Source organism: Cellulomonas sp. (assembly GCF_965229465.1).
Lineage (GTDB): Bacteria > Actinomycetota > Actinomycetes > Actinomycetales > Cellulomonadaceae > Cellulomonas.
Genome location: NZ_OZ245882.1, coordinates 3,630,029 through 3,650,646 on the forward strand (window position 1 = coordinate 3,630,029; position 20,618 = coordinate 3,650,646).

At 69.6% G+C, this 20,618-nt stretch carries 12 protein-coding genes and 3 rRNA genes; all 15 read left to right on the forward strand.

Annotated elements, in window-relative coordinates:
• The first annotated feature begins 29 nt into the window (after nt 1–29).
• A complete protein-coding gene (locus ACO06A_RS17170) occupies nt 30–731 on the forward strand; it encodes a DNA-3-methyladenine glycosylase (RefSeq protein ID WP_421733407.1) in 702 nt (233 codons plus the stop codon).
• Between the two features lie 79 nt (nt 732–810).
• Nucleotides 811–2,073, forward strand: a complete 1,263-nt coding sequence (gene tyrS, locus ACO06A_RS17175) for a tyrosine--tRNA ligase (RefSeq protein ID WP_421733408.1) — start codon at nt 811–813, stop codon at nt 2,071–2,073.
• 631 nt (nt 2,074–2,704) lie between these two features.
• Nucleotides 2,705–4,226 (forward strand): 16S ribosomal RNA (locus ACO06A_RS17180).
• A gap of 456 nt (nt 4,227–4,682) precedes the next feature.
• A 23S ribosomal RNA gene (locus tag ACO06A_RS17185) occupies nt 4,683–7,798 on the forward strand.
• Nucleotides 7,799–7,877: 79 nt separating this feature from the next.
• A 5S ribosomal RNA gene (rrf, locus tag ACO06A_RS17190) occupies nt 7,878–7,994 on the forward strand.
• The 16S, 23S and 5S rRNA genes sit together here, the layout of an rRNA operon.
• A 1,913-nt stretch (nt 7,995–9,907) precedes the next feature.
• Nucleotides 9,908–10,891, forward strand: a complete 984-nt coding sequence (locus tag ACO06A_RS17195) for a hypothetical protein (protein WP_421733409.1) — start codon at nt 9,908–9,910, stop codon at nt 10,889–10,891.
• Nucleotides 10,888–11,928, forward strand: coding sequence for an HAD-IIA family hydrolase (locus tag ACO06A_RS17200; protein WP_421733410.1), 1,041 nt, complete (start codon nt 10,888–10,890; stop codon nt 11,926–11,928). The genes ACO06A_RS17195 and ACO06A_RS17200 overlap by 4 nt, the downstream gene beginning before the upstream one ends.
• 155 nt (nt 11,929–12,083) lie before the next feature.
• Nucleotides 12,084–12,272, forward strand: a complete 189-nt coding sequence (locus tag ACO06A_RS17205; protein WP_421733411.1) for a hypothetical protein — start codon at nt 12,084–12,086, stop codon at nt 12,270–12,272.
• Between the two features lie 6 nt (nt 12,273–12,278).
• A complete protein-coding gene (locus ACO06A_RS17210) occupies nt 12,279–13,100 on the forward strand; it encodes a TlyA family RNA methyltransferase (RefSeq protein ID WP_421733412.1) in 822 nt (273 codons plus the stop codon).
• A complete protein-coding gene (locus ACO06A_RS17215) occupies nt 13,097–13,990 on the forward strand; it encodes an NAD kinase (RefSeq protein WP_421733413.1) in 894 nt (297 codons plus the stop codon). The genes ACO06A_RS17210 and ACO06A_RS17215 overlap by 4 nt, the downstream gene beginning before the upstream one ends.
• Nucleotides 13,987–15,717, forward strand: a complete 1,731-nt coding sequence (recN, locus tag ACO06A_RS17220) for a DNA repair protein RecN (RefSeq protein WP_421733414.1) — start codon at nt 13,987–13,989, stop codon at nt 15,715–15,717. The genes ACO06A_RS17215 and recN overlap by 4 nt, the downstream gene beginning before the upstream one ends.
• 6 nt (nt 15,718–15,723) lie before the next feature.
• Nucleotides 15,724–16,902 carry a putative cytokinetic ring protein SteA gene (gene steA, locus ACO06A_RS17225; RefSeq protein WP_421733415.1) on the forward strand — a complete coding sequence of 393 codons (1,179 nt, stop codon included), beginning with the start codon at nt 15,724–15,726 and terminating at the stop codon, nt 16,900–16,902.
• Between the two features lie 97 nt (nt 16,903–16,999).
• Nucleotides 17,000–18,034, forward strand: a complete 1,035-nt coding sequence (locus ACO06A_RS17230; RefSeq protein WP_421733416.1) for a copper transporter — start codon at nt 17,000–17,002, stop codon at nt 18,032–18,034.
• Nucleotides 18,031–18,921, forward strand: a complete 891-nt coding sequence (locus tag ACO06A_RS17235) for a hypothetical protein (protein WP_421733417.1) — start codon at nt 18,031–18,033, stop codon at nt 18,919–18,921. The genes ACO06A_RS17230 and ACO06A_RS17235 overlap by 4 nt, the downstream gene beginning before the upstream one ends.
• Complete coding sequence (gene murJ / locus ACO06A_RS17240) at nt 18,918–20,600, forward strand: murein biosynthesis integral membrane protein MurJ (protein ID WP_421733418.1); 1,683 nt, start codon at nt 18,918–18,920, stop codon at nt 20,598–20,600. Before ACO06A_RS17235 ends, murJ begins: the two co-directional genes overlap by 4 nt.
• Nucleotides 20,601–20,618 lie beyond the last annotated feature (18 nt).

Below are 20,618 nucleotides of genomic sequence, written 5' to 3' on the forward strand. Positions count from 1 at the left end.
CACCGGCGGCGTGCGGCAAGATGGGCCGGGTGAGCCCGTCGCACCCGATCGAGACCCCGGACGCCGCCGGCCCGCGCGCGCTCGTGGCCGTCCCGGCGCGCGTCTGGTTCAGCCGCGAGGTGCACGCGGTGGCGCGCGACCTGCTGGGCGCCTACGTCACCTCCCGGTCGCCCGAGGGTGACGTGACGCTGCGGATCACCGAGGTCGAGGCCTACGGCGGCGCCGACGACCCGGGCTCCCACGCGTTCCGCGGCCGGACGTCCCGCAACGCGGTGATGTTCGCCGAGCCGGGTCGCCTGTACGTCTACCGCCACCTCGGCCTGCACCACTGCCTCAACGTCGTCGCCGAGCCCACCGGCCGTCCGGCCGCTGTGCTGCTGCGCGCGGGCGAGATCGTCGAGGGCACCGATCTCGCATGGCGGCGCCGCGAGGCCGTCGGTGTCGTCGACTCGGAGCGTCAGCTGGCCCGCGGTCCGGCCCGGCTCGCTGTCGCGCTCGGCCTCGACCTGAGCGCCAACGGCGCGGACATCACGGAACCGGGCGGCGACGTCGTGCTGCACCGCCACCAGGTCGTCGTCCAGCCCACGCACAAGAGCGGACCGCGGGTCGGCGTCAGCGGCTCCGGCGGCGAGGGGACGAGGTTCCCGTGGCGCTACTGGCTCACCGACGAGCGCACGGTCTCCGCGTATCGCCCGGCGTATCGCGCGCCGGCGTCGGTAGACGTCCCGTGAGGGACGACGACGCCGGCTGGAATCCCCGCCCCCACCTCTGCCTGCCCCGGCCTCGACCGGGCATCCCTCTGGAGACCTTGTGAACCACATCCTCGACGAGCTCGAGTGGCGCGGGCTGATCGCCCAGACCACCGACCTCGACGCCCTTCGCGACGCCCTCTCCGCGGGGCCCGTCTCGCTCTACTGCGGGTTCGACCCCACGGCGCCGAGCCTGCACATCGGCAACCTCGTCCAGATCCTCACCGTCCGCCGCCTCCAGGACGCCGGCCACACGCCGTTCGGGCTCGTCGGCGGAGCCACCGGCCTCATCGGCGACCCGAAGATGGCGGGGGAGCGCACGCTCAACGACCGCGACGTCGTCTCGACCTGGGTCGAGAGGATCCGCAAGCAGATCGAGCCACTGCTGCGCTTCGACGGCCCGAACGCGGCCACCATGGTGAACAACCTGGACTGGACGGCCCCGCTGTCGGCCATCGACTTCCTGCGCGACATCGGCAAGCACTACCGCCTGGGCACGATGCTGGCCAAGGACACGGTGGCCCGACGCCTGAACAGCGACGCGGGCATCAGCTTCACCGAGTTCAGCTACCAGATCCTCCAGGGGATGGACTACCTGGAGCTGCACCGCCGGCACGGGATCACCCTCCAGACCGGTGGCAGCGACCAGTGGGGCAACCTGCTGTCCGGGGTCGAGCTCATCCGCAAGGCCGAGGGCGTTGCAGTGCACGCGCTCACCACGCCGCTGATCACCAAGGCGGACGGCACCAAGTTCGGCAAGACCGAGACCGGCACCGTCTGGCTCGACCCGGAGCTGACCACGCCCTACGCGTTCTTCCAGTTCTGGCTCAACGCCGACGACACCGACGTCGTGCGCTACCTCAAGGTGTTCAGCTTCCGGTCCCGTGAGGAGATCGAGGAGCTCGAGGCGGCGGTCGCTCAGCGGCCGGCAGCCCGTGAGGCGCAGCGCGCACTGGCGTACGAGGTGACCGCGCTCGTGCACGGGACGGCGGCGGCGGACCAGGTGGTCGCGGCGAGCCAGGCACTGTTCGGACGCGGATCGCTCGGCGACCTCGATGCCGCCACGCTCGCAGCCGCCGTGGCGGAGCTGCCGTCGGCACCCGGTGCCGCGGGTGACTCCATCGCGGACCTGCTCGCCGCCACGGGCGTCGTCACCAGCAAGGGGGCGGCACGTCGCGCGATCGCCGAGGGCGGCGCCTCCGTCAACAACGCGCGGGTGGCCTCCGAGGACGCCGTCCTGACCGCGGACGACCTCCTGCACGGGCGCTGGGCGGTGCTCCGCCGCGGCAAGCGGACCCTCGCGGTCGTCGACGCCCACGGGTGACGCTCGCGCCGAGCCCCCGGCCCGGACCGGGTTTCGGGGGCTCGGCGCGGGTCTGACCTGGGCTTCTGTCCTCCCAGCTCACCCTGGTGACCGGGGTCACCGGGCCGGGATTGGACACCCGCCGCAACACGCGCGTAATGTTCTCGATGTCGCCCGAGAGGGAGGAACGGACACCGCGGATCGAACCACGGTGGCTGGTCCCTAGGGTGGCCACCCCCGAACGTGTTGACAGGCGCTTCGTGCGCCCCGAAACCGGACGGGGACGGGCTCACGTCCCGCAGATGCTGCCCACACGGGTGGCGGGAAGCGGTCCGAAAGCCAGGTAGGATTCAGAACGACAAAGCCTCTCGGATGAGATCGAAAGATCTCGAGGAGATGCGCGTCTGTTCCTTGAGAACTCAACAGTGTGCCAAATAGTCGATGCCATATGGCTCGCTATCTGATGATGTTTCTGCCTGTTTGGGTGGGGGTGTTGGAGGGTGGTGGGTCTTGGTTGAGATAGGTGCCGTTTTCTTCCACCTCCGTGGTTGGGGCGGTGCCAAAATTCAGCCGAATCTGAACGGTCCTTATCGGGACCATTTCGTGTGTCGGTTGCTCTGCTGCTTTTGGGTGGTGGGGTGCCATGTAGACATTTACGGAGAGTTTGATTCTGGCTCAGGACGAACGCTGGCGGCGTGCTTAACACATGCAAGTCGAACGGTGATGGCCAGCTTGCTGGTCTGATCAGTGGCGAACGGGTGAGTAACACGTGAGCAACCTACCCCAGACTCTGGAATAACCATGGGAAACGATGGCTAATACCGGATACGAGACACACGCGCATGTGTGGTGTCTGGAAAGATTTATCGGTCTGGGATGGGCTCGCGGCCTATCAGCTTGTTGGTGGGGTAGTGGCCTACCAAGGCGACGACGGGTAGCCGGCCTGAGAGGGCGACCGGCCACACTGGGACTGAGATACGGCCCAGACTCCTACGGGAGGCAGCAGTGGGGAATATTGCACAATGGGCGCAAGCCTGATGCAGCGACGCCGCGTGAGGGATGACGGCCTTCGGGTTGTAAACCTCTTTCAGCAGGGAAGAAGCGAAAGTGACGGTACCTGCAGAAGAAGCGCCGGCTAACTACGTGCCAGCAGCCGCGGTAATACGTAGGGCGCAAGCGTTGTCCGGAATTATTGGGCGTAAAGAGCTCGTAGGCGGTTTGTCGCGTCTGCTGTGAAAACCTAAGGCTCAACCTTGGGCTTGCAGTGGGTACGGGCAGACTAGAGTGCGGTAGGGGTGACTGGAATTCCTGGTGTAGCGGTGGAATGCGCAGATATCAGGAGGAACACCGATGGCGAAGGCAGGTCACTGGGCCGCAACTGACGCTGAGGAGCGAAAGCATGGGGAGCGAACAGGATTAGATACCCTGGTAGTCCATGCCGTAAACGTTGGGCACTAGGTGTGGGGCTCATTCCACGAGTTCCGTGCCGCAGCAAACGCATTAAGTGCCCCGCCTGGGGAGTACGGCCGCAAGGCTAAAACTCAAAGAAATTGACGGGGGCCCGCACAAGCGGCGGAGCATGCGGATTAATTCGATGCAACGCGAAGAACCTTACCAAGGCTTGACATACACCGGAAACTTCCAGAGATGGTTGCCCCGCAAGGTCGGTGTACAGGTGGTGCATGGTTGTCGTCAGCTCGTGTCGTGAGATGTTGGGTTAAGTCCCGCAACGAGCGCAACCCTCGTCCCATGTTGCCAGCGGGTTATGCCGGGGACTCATGGGAGACTGCCGGGGTCAACTCGGAGGAAGGTGGGGATGACGTCAAATCATCATGCCCCTTATGTCTTGGGCTTCACGCATGCTACAATGGCCAGTACAAAGGGCTGCGATACCGCGAGGTGGAGCGAATCCCAAAAAGCTGGTCTCAGTTCGGATTGGGGTCTGCAACTCGACCCCATGAAGTCGGAGTCGCTAGTAATCGCAGATCAGCAACGCTGCGGTGAATACGTTCCCGGGCCTTGTACACACCGCCCGTCAAGTCACGAAAGTCGGTAACACCCGAAGCCGGTGGCCCAACTCGTAAGAGAGGGAGCTGTCGAAGGTGGGACTGGCGATTGGGACTAAGTCGTAACAAGGTAGCCGTACCGGAAGGTGCGGCTGGATCACCTCCTTTCTAAGGAGCATCTGGCAGCCACATCTCCTGTCATGGGGGGTGGAGGGTGTCCAGGCCCGTTGTCCCTGCCGAACGAGTGGGGGACGGTGCTCGAGGGTGGAACATCGACTGTGGCCGGCTCATGAGCTGGTGGCGACCTAGTACGCCAGGCCTCTTCGGGGGTTCTGGGTGGGAACGGATCGTTGCTGGTGAGGGGTTGGCTGGGCACGCTGTTGGGTCCTGAGGGAACAGCCGGAAGGTTGTTCGTTCAGGGTCGCTACGCACGCGGTCTGCGCCTGAGGGTGTGGGGTGGGTGCGGGTGGCTGCGGGCTGGTACCGCTCAGACGAACCACCCATCGCACGGACCTGGGAACGGGTTGTGTGTGGTGGGTAGGCGCTGGGGTGAGGGTGCCGGTTTCCCGGTCGTAGCTTGAGAACTGCACAGTGGACGCGAGCATCTTTATTGAATGATTTTGTGGTCAAGTTTATAAGGGCACAGGGTGGATGCCTTGGCACTAGGAGCCGAAGAAGGACGTTGTAGCCTGCGATAAGCCTCGGGGAGTTGGCAAACGAACCGTGATCCGAGGATGTCCGAATGGGGAAACCCCGCACGAGTCATGTCGTGTGACCCGCACCTGAATATATAGGGTGTGTGGAGGGAACGGCGGGAAGTGAAACATCTCAGTACCGCCAGGAAGAGATATTCCGTGAGTAGTGGCGAGCGAAAGCGGATCAGGCCAAACCGTGTACGTGTTCAAGCCGGCAGGCGTTGCGTGCACGGGGTTGTGGGACCTTTCCGTTGGATCTGCCGATCCGACAGGGAGTCAGAAAGTCGCGTCATAGTCGAAGGGCATTGAAAGGCCCGGCACAGAGGGTGTGACCCCCGTAGACGAAATGGCGTGGCCTCCCGAAGGGGATCCCAAGTAGCTCCGGGCCCGAGAAACCTGGAGTGAATCTGCACAGACCACTGTGTAAGCCTAAATACTACCTAGTGACCGATAGCGGACAAGTACCGTGAGGGAAAGGTGAAAAGTACCCCGGGAGGGGAGTGAAATAGTACCTGAAACCGTGTGCCTACAATCCGTTGGAGCCTCCCTAGCAGGGGTGACAGCGTGCCTTTTGAAGAATGAGCCTGCGAGTTAGTGGTACGTGGCGAGGTTAACCCGTGTGGGGAAGCCGTAGCGAAAGCGAGTCCGAATAGGGCGTCTCAGTCGCGTGCTCTAGACCCGAAGCGGAGTGATCTAGCCATGGGCAGGTTGAAGCGCGGGTAAGACCGCGTGGAGGACCGAACCCACCAGGGTTGAAAACCTGGGGGATGACCTGTGGTTAGGGGTGAAAGGCCAATCAAACTCCGTGATAGCTGGTTCTCCCCGAAATGCATTTAGGTGCAGCGTCACGTGTTTCTTGCCGGAGGTAGAGCTACTGGATAGCCGATGGGCCCCACCAGGTTACTGACGTTAGCCAAACTCCGAATGCCGGTAAGCCAGAGCGTGGCAGTGAGACTGCGGGGGATAAGCTCCGTAGTCGAGAGGGAAACAGCCCAGACCACCAGCTAAGGCCCCTAAGCGTATGCTAAGTGGGAAAGGATGTGGAGTTGCACAGACAACCAGGAGGTTGGCTTAGAAGCAGCCACCCTTGAAAGAGTGCGTAATAGCTCACTGGTCAAGTGATTCCGCGCCGACAATGTAGCGGGGCTCAAGTATACCGCCGAAGCTGTGGCATTCACATATCAGCTCAGCGCACCTTCGGGTGTGTTCAGGCGTGTGGATGGGTAGGGGAGCGTCGTGTGGGCAGTGAAGTCGCGGGGGAACCCAGCGGTGGAGCCCACACGAGTGAGAATGCAGGCATGAGTAGCGAATGACGGGTGAGAAACCCGTCCGCCGAATGATCAAGGGTTCCAGGGCCAGGCTAATCCGCCCTGGGTAAGTCGGGACCTAAGGCGAGGCCGACAGGCGTAGTCGATGGACAACGGGTTGATATTCCCGTACCGGCGAAGAACCGCCCATACCGAGCCCGGTGATGCTAAACGCCCGAGACGTCACATCGTCCCTTCGGGGACACCGTGGCGTGGAGCGCGTGACCCGAACCGGTAGTAGGTAAGCGTATTAACAGGGGTGACGCAGGAAGGTAGCCAAGCGTGGCGATGGTAGTCCACGTCCAAGGTCGTAGGGCGAGGTGTAGGCAAATCCGCACCTCATATAGCCTGAGAGCTGACGGTGACCGCGAATGCGGGAATCTGGTGATCCTATGCTGCCAAGAAAAGCCTCGACGCGAGGTTCTAGCCGCCCGTACCCCAAACCGACTCAGGTGATCAGGTAGAGAATACCAAGGCGATCGAGAGAATCGTGGTTAAGGAACTCGGCAAAATGCCCCCGTAACTTCGGGAGAAGGGGGGCCTGAAGCGTGAACCGACTTGCTCGGGGAGCGTGAAGGGCCGCAGAGACCAGGGAGAAGCGACTGTTTACTAAAAACACAGGTCCGTGCGAAGTCGCAAGACGATGTATACGGACTGACGCCTGCCCGGTGCTGGAAGGTTAAGAGGACGGGTCAGCCGCAAGGCGAAGCTCAGAATTTAAGCCCCAGTAAACGGCGGTGGTAACTATAACCATCCTAAGGTAGCGAAATTCCTTGTCGGGTAAGTTCCGACCTGCACGAATGGCGTAACGACTTCTCCGCTGTCTCAACCGCGAACTCGGCGAAATTGCACTACGAGTAAAGATGCTCGTTACGCGCAGCAGGACGGAAAGACCCCGGGACCTTTACTATAGTTTGGTATTGGTGTTCGGTGCGGCTTGTGTAGGATAGGTGGGAGACTGTGAAGCCGGCACGCCAGTGTCGGTGGAGTCAACGTTGAAATACCACTCTGGTCGCTCTGGATATCTAACCTCGGTCCGTGATCCGGATCAGGGACAGTGCCTGATGGGTAGTTTAACTGGGGCGGTTGCCTCCTAAAATGTAACGGAGGCGCTCAAAGGTTCCCTCAGCCTGGTTGGCAATCAGGTGGCGAGTGCAAGTGCACAAGGGAGCTTGACTGTGAGACTGACAGGTCGAGCAGGGACGAAAGTCGGAACTAGTGATCCGGCGGTGGCTTGTGGAAGCGCCGTCGCTCAACGGATAAAAGGTACCCCGGGGATAACAGGCTGATCTTGCCCAAGAGTCCATATCGACGGCATGGTTTGGCACCTCGATGTCGGCTCGTCGCATCCTGGGGCTGGAGTAGGTCCCAAGGGTTGGGCTGTTCGCCCATTAAAGCGGTACGCGAGCTGGGTTTAGAACGTCGTGAGACAGTTCGGTCCCTATCCGCTGCGCGCGCAGGAAACTTGAGAAGGGCTGTCCCTAGTACGAGAGGACCGGGACGGACGAACCTCTGGTGTGCCAGTTGTTCCGCCAGGAGCACGGCTGGTTAGCTACGTTCGGAAGGGATAACCGCTGAAAGCATCTAAGCGGGAAGCCTGCTTCAAGATGAGGTTTCCATGCCCCCTTGAGGGGTGAGAGGCTCCCAGCTAGACCACTGGGTAGATAGGCCGGATGTGGAAGAGGGGACTAACGACCCTCGCAGCTGACCGGTACTAATAAGCCGACAACTTCATCACACATTCAATTGTTGTGCTACGCGTCCACTGTGCGGTTCCCGAGAGACGAACGGGAACCCGTTTGACAACTCGACAGCGTTACGGCGGTCATAGCGAAGGGGAAACGCCCGGTCCCATTCCGAACCCGGAAGCTAAGCCCTTCAGCGCCGATGGTACTGCACTCGCCAGGGTGTGGGAGAGTAGGACGCCGCCGGACATCATTCAGGAGAAGCCACCCCTACGGGGGTGGCTTCTTCTGTTTCCAGGAGAATGTTCTGTGCGCGCGACGTCGGGCGTATTGATCACCATGTTTCACCGCAGTGTCGTCCCCGCTCGGCCAATTCGGCGCGGCCCAGTCGGCCGCCGTTCGGCGTCCGGAGCAGGGGATGAGACGATGGGGCGGTCGATCGCGACGAGGAGAGCACACAGATGAACAGCGAGAATCGTGCCGAGGGCACACCTGACGACCGGGGTCGGTCGGGTGGAGCCAACCGCGGTCGACCCGACAGCGGACGCACCAGCTCGGCGCGAGGCCCGCGTACGTCGCGGGGCGGGAGCGGTGCGCCCCGTGGCGGGTCGTCCGCACGCAGCGGCGGTTCCTCCGGTGGTGGTTCCTACGGCGGTGGTTCTTACGGTGGTGCTCGTCCGACCTCGGGCGGTGCTCCGCGCGGCGCGAGCCGCTCCGGCGGTGACCGGTCCACATCCGGCTCCGGCGCAGACCGGGGCTACCGCCCGTCGTCCGCAGGGCGTCCGGCCGGCGACGACCGGGGGTTCCGTCCGACGTCCGGCGGCCGTGCCGGTGACTCCCGCGGGGGCGATCGGCCGTCCTATGGCAACCGGCCTTCCGGTGACCGACCCTCCTACGGCGACCGTTCCGGTGGCAGCCGTCCCTCTGGCGACCGGCCGTCCTACGGCCAGCGGCCCTCGGGCGATCGACCGTCGTACGGAAGCCGACCGTCCGGTGGCGACCGTCCCTCGTACGGTCAGCGCCCGTCGGGTGACCGCCCGTCCTATGGTCAGCGTCCTTCGGGTGACCGACCTTCCTACGGTGACCGTTCCGGTGGTGGACGTCCCTCGGGTGACCGACCTTCCTACGGTGACCGTTCCGGTGGTGGACGTCCCTCGGGTGACCGACCTTCCTACGGTGACCGTTCCGGTGGCGGCCGTCCCTCGGGTGAGCGCCCGTCCTACGGCCAGCGTCCGTCGGGTGACCGACCTTCCTACGGTGACCGTTCCGGTGGTGGGCGTCCGTCCGGTGACCGTCCCTCGTACGGTGATCGTTCTGGTGGCGGGCGTCCCTCTGGTGAGCGTCCGTCCTACGGCCAGCGCCCTTCGGGTGATCGGCCCTCCTACGGCGACCGCTCCGGTGGCGGCCGTCCGTCGGGTGACCGGCCGTCGTACGGTCAGCGTCCTTCGGGTGACCGACCCTCCTACGGCGACCGCTCCGGTGGCGGCCGTCCGTCGGGTGACCGGCCGTCGTACGGTCAGCCTCCTTCGGGTGACCGGCCGTCCTACGGTGACCGCTCTGGTGGTGGGCGTCCGTCGGGTGACCGTCCCTCGTACGGTGACCGTTCCGGTGGTGGGCGTCCCTCCGGTGACCGCCCGTCCTACGGCCAGCGTCCTTCGGGTGACCGTCCCTCCTACGGTGACCGTCCCTCGGGTGACCGGCCGTCCTACGGTCAGCGCCCCGACAATGACCGGCCTTCGTACGGTGACCGGTCCGGTGGTGGGCGTCCCTCGGGTGACCGTCCCTCCTACGGTGATGGTTCCGGGGGTGGGCGTCCGGATGCTCGCGACGGTCGTTCGTCCGGTGAGCGCAGCGGTTCCGACCGGCGACCTTCTGGGGACCGTCCGGCGTCGTCCGGTCAGCGCCCCTCCTACGAGGACCGCAGCGGGCGCCCCACCGGCGACCGTCCGCAGCGCACGTCCTCGTCCCGCCCGCCCGCAGCCGGCAACCGAGCCGACCGGCCGGCGACGGGCGACCGTCGCGGTCCGGGCGGTCGACCGTCTCGGGACGACCGCTCCGCGCCGCACGCCGGCGCCGAGCGTCGGGATGGCGGCGACGACCGTCGTCTCACGCGTCCTCCCCAGGAAGAGCGTGTCGTCGCGCCCGAGATCCCGGACGAGGTCGTGTTCAGCGACCTGGACCGCGCGGTCCGCGGTCGGCTGCGCACGCTGAGCAAGGACAACGCGGACGGCGTCGGTCGTCACCTGGTGATGGTCGGCCGGCTTCTCGACACCGAGCCGGAGCTGGCGTACGAGCACGCGCAGGCTGCGGTCCGTCGTGCGGGTCGCGTCGACGTCGTGCGGGAGGCCGCCGGACTGGCTGCTTACCGGACCGGCCGGTATGCCGAGGCGCTGCGTGAGCTGCGGACGGTGCGCCGGCTCAACGGGTCCTCGGAGCACCTGGCGATCATGGCGGACTGCGAGCGTGGTCTGGGCAGGCCCGAGCGGGCGCTGGCCCTGGCGCAGGAGCCGGAGGCCGACACGCTCGACGCCGAGTCGAGCATCGAGCTGGCGATCGTCGTCAGCGGCGCGCGGTTGGACCTCGAGCAGGCCGACGCTGCCGTGGCGGCGCTCTCGACCGCGGCGGTGCGGGCGGCGACCGGCCTGGTCGCCGTGCGGGTGGCTCAGGCGCGGGCGACCGCTCTCGAGGCAGCCGGGCGCACCGACGAGGCTGCTGCCGAGCTCGCCCCCTACACGCAGGAGCAGCTCGACGAGGCCGCAGGCGATGTCGAGGTGGAGGACGAGGTGGTCTCGTTCGACCTCAGCGAGTTCGACGAGGACGGCGAGTACGACGAGGGCGCGTTCGACGCGGCCACCGTTGTCGACGACTCCGCCTCGGCCGAGGACGACGGAGACGAAGCAGACGACGAGGGCGCGGAGCCAGACGCGAACGACGAGGTGACCGATGTCGCCGTCGGCGAGGTCCACGAGGCGTCGCCCGAGGTAGACGACACCTCCGACGACTCCGAGCCGTCCGTCGACGAGGCCGCCGGATCGCAGGAGGAGACGCCGGACGGATCTGTCGACGCGCAGGGCGATCGGACGCCCGACGAGCCGGAGAACCTGCTGGGTGGTCAGGAGTCGGACGAGGCGGAGGGCGGTCGGTGACGGCCGGGCTCATCGGCTCGGACACGCCGCTCGCGGACCGGTTCGACCTCGCGCTCGTCGACCTGGACGGCGTGGCCTACCGCGGTCACGAGCCGATCGACGGTGCGGCCGAAGGGCTGACTGCGGCGCGGGAGCGCGGGATGCGGCTGGTGTTCGTCACCAACAACGCGTCGCGCGAGCCCGAGTCGGTCGCGGACCAGCTCACGGACCTCGGGATCGTCACGCACGCCTCCGAGGTGATGACCGCCGCACAGGCGGCCGCGCAGCTGCTGCGGACGCGGCTGCCGCGCGGGTCGAAGGTGCTGGTCGTGGGCGGCGCCGGGCTGGTCACGGCCGTGCGCCTGGCCGGGTACGAGGTCGTGCACTCCGCCGACGACGAGCCCGCGGCGGTCGCGCAGGGCTTCTCGCCGGAGGTGGGCTGGCCGCAGCTCGCGGAGGCGGCCTATGCCGTCGGTCGCGGTGCGTGGCACGTGGCGTCGAACCTCGACCTGAGCCTGCCGACGGCCCGGGGCTTCGCGCCGGGGAACGGATCGCTCGTCGGCGCCGTGCAGGCGGCGACGGGCGTGGTGCCGGACAGCGCGGGCAAGCCGTCGCCGACGATGTACCAGATGGCCGTGGAGCGGGTCGGCGCGCGCGAGACGCTGGTGATCGGCGACCGGCTCGACACGGACCTGGGCGGTGCGCGTGCTGGCGGCTACATCGGGCTGCACGTGCTGACCGGCGTGAGCTCGGCGCGCGACGACGTGCTCGCGGTGCCGGGGGAGCGGCCGCACCTCATCGGCGCGGACCTGCGCTCGTTGCTCGTCGCGCACCCGGAGCCCCGCCAGGCCGCGGAGGGCTGGTGGACCGTGCGGGACGCGTCGGCGCGGGTGGTCGACGGGCGCCTCGAGCTCGGCCGGACCGCCGACACGTCCGTCGAGAGCCAGGTCGACGTGGTCCGCGCTGCGTGCGCGGCTGCGTGGGCCGCCGTCGACGGCGGCGAGGAGCTCGACGCGAGCTCGGTACCCGAGCTGGCGACGGACCTCGCGAGCTCGTGACGACGACCGGTCGCGCCTGTGTGTGGCGACCGGTCGACGTCGGCTCCGACAGGTAGCGTGGGCGCGGTCCCGGACTCCGCACGGCGGGGTGTGCCTGCCGCTGTCGGCGCGCCGCCGGGACGACGCAGGACACGACCACGTCAGGAGAGGGCGCAGTGAGCGAGACCGGGACCGACGCGACACCGGCACAGGAGCCGGGGTTCGACTCGACCGCGGATGCTGCCGTCGACGAGACGCTGTCAACGTTGGCGGGCCTCGAGGACCAGCCCCTGCGAGCCCACGTGGCGGCGTTCGACGCGGTCCACGGCGCGCTCCAGGACCGGCTCGCGGACGCGGAGGGCTGACCCGCGGTGACAACACGCCTCGACACGGAGCTCGTGCGCCGCGGCCTGGCCCGGTCGCGTCGGCACGCCGGTGAGCTCATCGCTGCCGGCCGGGTGACCGTCGACGGTTCCGAGGTCTCGCGCAGCGCTGCGCAGGTGACCGACGAGCGCGAGGTGACGGTCCTGTCCGACGACGCCGACCCGGGGTATGCCTCGCGCGCGGGGCACAAGCTCGCGGGTGCGCTCGACGCGCTCGGCGCCGACGGCCCGGTGGTCGACGGTCGACACTGCCTCGACGCGGGCGCGAGCACCGGGGGGTTCACCGACGTGCTGCTGCGCCGGGGTGCCGCCGGAGTCGTCGCGGTCGACGTCGGCCACGACCAGATGGTCGACGAGCTGCGCGCGGACCCAAGGGTCGACGTCCGCGAGGGCGTGAACGTCCGCACCCTGGCGCGCGGTGACGTCACCCCGGCCCCGGAGCTGGTCGTCGCCGACCTCTCGTTCATCTCGCTCATCCTGGTGCTCCCCGCCCTCGTCGAGGTCGCCCGCGACGACGCCGATCTCCTGCTGATGGTGAAGCCACAGTTCGAGGTCGGGCGCGAGCGGCTCGGGTCCGGCGGTGTGGTGCGTCTGCCGGCTCTGTGGGTCGACGCCGTCCTGGGCGTCGCGCGCGCGGGTGCCGAGCTCGGGCTCGCCGTGCGGGACGTCGTGCGCAGCCCCCTGCCGGGACCGAGCGGCAACGTCGAGTTCTTCGTGTGGTTCCGGCGTCCGGACGTCGTGGGTGCCGTCGAGGTCCCCGTCGACCGGATCACCGCCTCGGTGCTCGCGGGCGGGGAGGTGGACCGATGACCCGGCGCGCCCTGGTGGTCACCCACGGCGGCCGTGAGGAGGCCGTGGCGGCCACCCGCGAGGTGGTGCGCGAGCTCGAGCGCGCAGGCGTCGAGCCCGTGCTCGCCGCCGAGGACGCCGACGCCGACAGCCTGCCCCCGTTCGAGCTGGCGGTCGTGCTCGGGGGCGACGGCACGATCCTGCGGGCCGCGGAGCTCACGCGCGGGACGTCCGTGCCCCTGCTCGGGGTGAACCTCGGGCACGTCGGGTTCCTCGCCGAGAGCGAGCGCGAGGACGTCGGCGAGGCGGTGCGCCGGCTGACCGCGGGCGAGTTCGACGTCGAGGAGCGCGGCACCCTGGACGTGCGGGTGCTCCGTCCCGACGGCAGCACCGGCACCGGGTGGGCGCTCAACGAGGCGGCGCTCGAGAAGGTCGACCGCTCGCGCATGCTCGAGGTGCTCCTCGAGGTGGACGGCCACCCGTTGTCGTCCTTCGGCTGCGACGGGATCGTCGCCGCGACCGCCACCGGCTCCACCGCGCACGCGTTCTCCGCCGGCGGGCCCGTGGTGTGGCCGGACGTGGACGGCATGATCCTGGTGCCTATCTCCGCGCACGCGCTCTTCGCCCGCCCGTTGGTCGTCGGGCCGCGGAGCACGCTCGCGATCGAGGTCCTGGAACGGTCGCCCGCGGCGGGGTTGGTCACGCTCGACGGGCGTCGTCGGCTCGAGGTGCCGCAGGGCTCACGCGTCGAGGTGACCCGCAGCGACGTCCCGGTGCGCCTGGCTCGGCTGACCCCTGCGCCGTTCACCACCCGGCTCGTGAACAAGTTCGGCCTGCCGGTCGACGGCTGGCGCGGGCGGCCCAGCGCACCCCGGCCCACGCGCTCGATCCACCCGGAGGTGCGGCCGTGATCGAGGAGATCCGGATCGAGAACCTCGGGGTGATCGGCCGTGCGCACGTCGAGCTCGGTCCCGGCCTCACCGTGCTCACGGGCGAGACGGGTGCGGGCAAGACGATGGTGCTGACGGCGCTCAACCTCCTGCTCGGTGGCAAGGCGGACCCGGCCACCGTGCGGGTCGGGTCGGCGGCCGCGTCCGTCGAGGGACGGGTGGTGCTGGACCCGGGCGCGCCCGCGCTCGCGCGAGCCGCCGAGGCGGGCGCCGACCTGGACGACGACGGCAGCCTGGTCCTGCTGCGGACGGTCGGCGCGGGCTCGGACGGGACCACGGGGCGGTCACGCGCGTACGTGGGCGGACGGTCGGTGCCCCAGGGGCTGCTGGCGGAGCTCGCGGACGAGCTGGTGACGGTGCACGGGCAGGCCGACCAGGCCCGGCTGCGCTCGCCCGCCGTGCAGCGCGAGGCGCTCGACGAGTTCGTCGGTGCGGCTCACCGTGAGCTGCTCGCGAGCTATCGCGGCGCCTGGGCGCAGCGTGCGCGGGTGGATGCGGAGCTCACCGACCTCGTCGACCGCGCGCGGGACCGCACCCGCGAGGCGGAGCTCCTGCGCCTCGGGCTGGCCGAGGTGGAGCGGGTGGACCCGCAGCCGGACGAGGACGTGACGCTGGCCGACGAGGTCGAGCGGCTCTCGCACGCGGAGGACCTGCGGACCGCCGCCGCGGGCGCGCACACGGCGCTCGTCGGCGAGGACGACGGGGCCGACGGGTCCGCTGCCGTCGGCACCATCGAGCTCGCGCGCCGGCTCCTCGAGCACGAGGGCGGCCACGACCCCGCGCTCGCCGCGCTCGCCACCCGCATCGCCGAGGCGGGCTATCTGCTCGCCGACGTCTCGACCGACCTCGCCGCCTACCTGGAGGACCTCCAGGCCGACCCGTTGCGGCTCGAGGCCGCCCAGCGTCGTCGCGCGGAGCTCGGCAGCCTGACCCGGAGCTACGGGTCGACGATCGCCGAGGTGCTGGCCTGGGCGGACACGGCCGGCCGACGCCTGCTGGACCTCGACGGCGGTGAGGGGCGGATCGACGAGCTGCGGGAGGAGCGTGCTCGCCTCGACGCCGAGCTGGAGACGCTCGCGGAACAGCTGACGAGCGGTCGACGGGGCGGCGCCGAGCGGCTGTCGACGGTGGTGTCCGAGGAGCTGGCGGGCCTGGCGATGGGCGGAGCCGAGCTGCGCGTCGTCGTCGATCCGGCCGACGAGCCTGGCCCGCACGGCGCCGACCGGGTCGAGATGCTGCTGGTGCCGCACGCGGGTGCGCCGGCCCGGGCGCTCGGCAAGGGGGCGTCCGGTGGCGAGCTCTCCCGCGTCATGCTGGCCATCGAGGTCGCGCTGGCCACCGCGCCGGGCGCCACGCGGCCCGGGACGTTCGTGTTCGACGAGGTCGACGCGGGCGTCGGCGGCCGTGCCGCGGTGGAGGTCGGACGGCGGCTGTCGTCCCTCGCGCAGGGCAGCCAGGTGCTCGTCGTCACCCACCTCGCGCAGGTCGCGGCGTTCGCGGACCGGCACCTGGTGGTCACCAAGTCGACCGCCGACGGGGTCGACGTCGTCACCGAGTCGGACGTGCGCTTGGTCACGCAGGACGACCGCGTACGCGAGCTCGCCCGCATGCTGTCCGGTCAGGAGGACTCGCACGCCGCGCGGACGCACGCCGCAGAACTGCTCGAGCTCTCGTCCGTGGGACGATGAGCGGCGATGAGAGCCTCCCTGCGCAAGCGCACCGCCCTGCCCGAAGCCGGCGTCGTCGCCGGTCCGGCACGTGTCGACCCCCGGACCAAGGGGCTGACCAAGCGTCTGCGCCCCGGTGACATCGCGGTCATCGACCACCTGGACCTCGACCGCGTCTCCGCCGAGGCCCTGGTGGCGTGCCAGCCGGCCGCTGTGCTCAACGCCGCCCGCTCGACGTCGGGCCGCTATCCCAACCTCGGCCCCGAGATCCTCATCGAGGCCGGGATCCCGCTGATCGACGATCTCGGGGCGGACGTCATGTCCCTCACCGAGGGTCATCGGCTCCGCGTGGTGGACGGTGCCGTCTACGACGGTGAGACGCTCGTCGCGGAAGGGGTCCTCCAGACCGAGGCGACGGTCGCGGTCGCGATGGAGGAGGCCCGCGCCGGCCTCTCCGTGCAGCTGGAGTCGTTCGCCGCGAACACCATGGACTACCTGCGCCGCGAGCGGGACCTGCTCCTCGACGGGGTCGGTGTGCCCGACATCTCGACCGTGATCGACGGTCGGCAGGTGCTCATCGTGGTCCGCGGCTACCACTACAAGGAAGACCTGGTCACGCTGCGGCCCTACATCCGCGAGTACCGGCCGGTACTCATCGGCGTCGACGGGGGAGCGGACGCGATCCTCGACGCCGGCTGGAAGCCGGACCTGATCGTCGGCGACATGGACTCCGTGTCCGACCGTGCCCTGATGTGCGGCGCGGAGGTCGTGGTGCACGCCTACCGTGACGGTCGCGCGCCGGGGCTCGCCCGCGTGGAGCAGCTCGACGTCAAGCACGTCGTGTTCCCCGCCACCGGGACCAGCGAGGACGTCGCCATGCTGCTCGCCGACGACAAGGGCGCCGAGCTGATCGTCGCGGTCGGGACGCACGCCACGCTCGTCGAGTTCCTCGACAAGGGCCGCTCCGGCATGGCGAGCACGTTCCTCACGCGCCTGCGCGTCGGCAGCAAGCTCGTCGACGCCAAGGGCGTCTCGCGGCTCTACCGGAACCGGATCTCCAACCTCCAGCTGACGCTCCTGGTCCTCGCCGGACTCCTCGCCCTCGGCGTGGCGCTGGCGTCGACCGCGGCGGGCCAGACCTTGATCGGCCTCTCGGGCGCCCGCATCGACGACATCACGTCGTGGGTGAGCGGTCTGTTCGGATGAGCCCTCGGATGAGCCCTCGGATGAGCACAGCCGCCGCCCGCACCCTGCACCTGGTCCCGGCACATGCCGGTGACGTACCCGACGGAGACCTCGCACCGTGATCGACTTCCGCTACCACATCGTCTCGCTCATCTCGGTCTTCCTGGCGCTGGCCGTCGGCATCGCGCTCGGTGCCGGTCCGCTGAAGGAGACGATCGGCGACACCCTCACGGGCCAGGTCGAGCAGCTCCGCGGAGAGAAGGACGCGCTCCGGGCCGAGCTCGACAGCACGTCGGGCGACCTCCAGGACGCCGAGACCTACATCGATGCGGCCGGCCCGCAGCTGCTCGACGGCACGCTGACGGACCGCCGGGTCGCCGTCATCGCGCTCGGTGAGGTCGACGAGTCGATCCGCACCGCGATCGACGCGCGGCTGACGCAGGCGGGCGCCAGCGTGACGGCGCACGTCACCCTGACCGAGACCTGGATGGACCCGGACGCGCGCACGTTCCGCCAGGCGCTGGTCGGACAGCTGCTCACGTACCTCGACCCGGTCCCCGCCGACGACGCCGGCGTCGAGGGCGAGCTCGCCTCCGCCCTGGTGCAGGCGCTCGTCACGTCGGACCCGACCAACCCGGACGTGCTCTCCGACGACGCCTCGGTGCTGCTCCAGCTGCTCTCGTCGAGCGAGAGCGACAGCCCGCTGGTCACCGTGGCCGACCAGGTCACGGTCCCCGCGGACGCGATCGTGGTCATCGGGGTCCCCCGCGAGGAGCCGGCCGCGGACGCGACCCCGAGCCCCGAGCCGTCGGAGTCGACCGTCGCGGCCCAGCTCGCTGTCCTCAGCGCCGCGCAGGAGCTCTCGTCCGGAGCGGTGCTCGCCGACGGCCCGCGCGGCGAGGGCAGCCTGACGGAGGCCGTGCTCGCCGACCAGGACCTGGCCGCGACGATCACCACCGTCTCCGGCACGGCCCTCGTGACCGGTCAGGTCAACGTGCCGCTCGCCCTGGCCGGCCGGATCGCCGGCACCAACGGTCACTACGGCTTCGGTGACGACGAGACCCCGCTGCCGGCCGCCGTGGTCCTGCCGCCGGTCGATCGCACGCCGCGGCTGCCCGAGGGTACGGAGCCCACCGCCGGGACCGAGGGATGACGGTCGGCGTCGCGCGGCGTGCCCTCGCGGGTGTCGTCGCGAGCACGGTGACCGCCGTCGTGCGGGGCGCGCTGGACCACCAGGCCCCCGGCGGACAGGCGCGGTGGACCCGCACCAACCACCGGGGTGAGCCGATCAGCCTGCTCGAAGGACCGGCCGCCGCTGCGGGCCTGCTCGCGGGCGGGCTCGTCGGTGCCCCTTCCGCGCGCGGGGCCGTGGCGCTGACCCTCGCCACGGCGTCAGGTGCGGCGTTCGGGCTGGTCGACGATCTGGGCGAGGACACGGCCTCGCGCCGCAAGGGTCTGCGTGGGCACCTGGGCGCGCTCGCGCGCGGCGAGCTCACCACGGGTGGCCTCAAGGTGCTGGGCATCGGCGGCGGGGCGCTCGTCGCGGCTGCGGTGGCCACACCGGTGCATGCGGCGGACGGCACCCGTCGGCCCGCGCTCGGCTGGCTGGTGGACGTCGCGGCATCGGGCGCGCTGATCGCCTCCAGCGCCAACCTCGTGAACCTGCTCGACCTGCGCCCGGGCCGCGCGCTCAAGGCGGCCACGCTCGTCGCGGCCCCGCTCGCCCTCGGACCGGGTGGTGGAGCCGGGGCCGGTGCTTCGGTGCTGGGCGTCGTGGGGGCCGCGATGGATCAGGACCTCGCCGAGTCGGACATGCTCGGGGACGGTGGCGCGAACGCCCTGGGGGCCACGCTGGGGACTGCCGTGGTGCTGAGCGCGCCGCGGCCCGTGCGGCTCGCCTGCCTCGCGGTCGTCGTGGCGCTCACGGTCGCCAGCGAGAAGATCAGCTTCACGCGCGTCATCGAGCGCACGCCGGTGTTGCGCGAGGTGGACGGCTGGGGTCGGCGGCCGGTCGACCCGCCCGCGGACCGGTCCGCGTGAGCCCCGCCGCGCGGCGCACGCTCGCCGGGCTCGGTGGCGCCGCCGCGATGATCGCCGCCGTCACCGTCCTGAGCCGGGTGCTCGGGTTCGGCCGGTACCTCGTCCAGGCCCACGCGTTCCACGACGGCGCCATCGGCGGTGTCTACAACGCGGCCAACACCCTGCCCAACGTGCTGTTCGAGGTGGCGGCCGGCGGCGCGCTGGCCGGCGCGCTCGTGCCGCTGCTCGCGCTGCCCGTCGCCCGCGGCCTGCGCAAGGACATCGACGCGATCACCTCCGCCACCTTCGGCTGGACGCTCCTGGTGCTCGTGCCTCTCGGCGCCGCACTCGCGGCCTCAAGCGGGCTCATCGCCTCGGTGTGGCCGGGGCGCCTCGACGACGCGCAGCGGGACCTGCTCCAGTACTTCATCGCCGTCTTCGCGGTCCAGGTGCCCATGTACGGCATCGCGGTGCTCCTCTACGCGGTGCTCCAGGCGCACAAGAAGTTCTTCTGGCCGGCGTTCGCCCCAGTGCTGTCGTCCGTCGTCGTCATCGCCACCTACCTGGTCTACGCGGCGCTCGCCGACGGGGAGCTCGACGACCCGGCGGCAGTCACGTCCGATGCGCTGGCGGTGCTCGGGTGGGGGACCACGCTGGGCGTCGCGGCGATGTGCTTCCCGATGTTCGTGCCGGTCCGGCGGCTGGGCGTACGCATCCGGCCGACCCTGCGCTTCCCCGCGGGCACGGGTCGGCGCCTGGCCGCCCTCGCGTTCGCCGGGGTGGGCTCGCTCGTCGCTCAGCAGCTCTCCGTGCTGGTGGCGCTGCTGGTGGCCGCCGAGCGCGGCAACGCCGGCACCTGGTCGGTCTACCTGTGGTCCCAGCAGGTGTACCTGCTGCCCTACGCGGTTCTCGTGGTGCCCCTGGCGACGTCGACGTTCCCCCGGCTCGCGCAGCGCGCGGCGTCGGGTGAGCACGACGCGTTCGCCCGGATGGCGTCCGGGACCGCCCGTGCGGTGCTGGCCGCCGCGGCCCTCGGTGCGGCCGCCGTCGCCGCCGCCGCTCCCGCGGTCACGGACGTGTTCGTGGCCATCGCCGACGGCGGTACGGGCCTGCGTGCCATGACGCTCACGATCTCCTGGCTCATGCCGGGCCTGCTCGGCTTCGCGCTCATGTTCCACGCGTCGCGGGCGCTCTACGCCCTCGAGCGCGGGCGCGCCGCCATCACGGCCAACGTCGCGGGCTGGGGGACCGTCGCCGTGGCGACGCCCCTGCTCGCAGCGGTGCGGGCGCCCGCCGGGAACGACCCGGAGGCGACCCTGCTCGCCCTGGCCCAGGCCAGCTCGCTCGGCATGCTCGTCGGAGGTGTCGTCGCGGTCGTGCTGCTGCGGCGCGCGGCGGGCAGAGCTGCGACGGCGGGACTGGCGCGCACGGCGGTGGTGCTCGTCCTCGGCGCCGGGGTCGGTGCCCTGGTGGGACGGTGGGTCGTGGACGCGGTCGCCGAGGTGGGCGGTCACGGTCCTCTCACCGCGCTCGGCGCGGCCGCGGGCGGCGGGATCATCGCCGCCCTCGTCGTCGCCGCGGCGCTCGCCCTGGGGGACCGGGGCACCCTGCGGGACTTCCGGAGCATCGAGGCGGAGCCGAGGCCGGTCGTCGTCGACCGGGTGCCGGACCCCGCCAACCCCAGCGCGCCGACCCTGTGACCGGCTGGCCCCGGACGC

Coding starts and splice junctions, on each gene's coding strand:
- ACO06A_RS17215 (WP_421733413.1), top strand. CDS start 13,097: ATGACCCGGCGCGCCCTGGTGGTCACCCACGGCGGCCGTGAGGAGGCC.
- steA (WP_421733415.1), top strand. CDS start 15,724: ATGAGAGCCTCCCTGCGCAAGCGCACCGCCCTGCCCGAAGCCGGCGTC.
- ACO06A_RS17235 (WP_421733417.1), top strand. CDS start 18,031: ATGACGGTCGGCGTCGCGCGGCGTGCCCTCGCGGGTGTCGTCGCGAGC.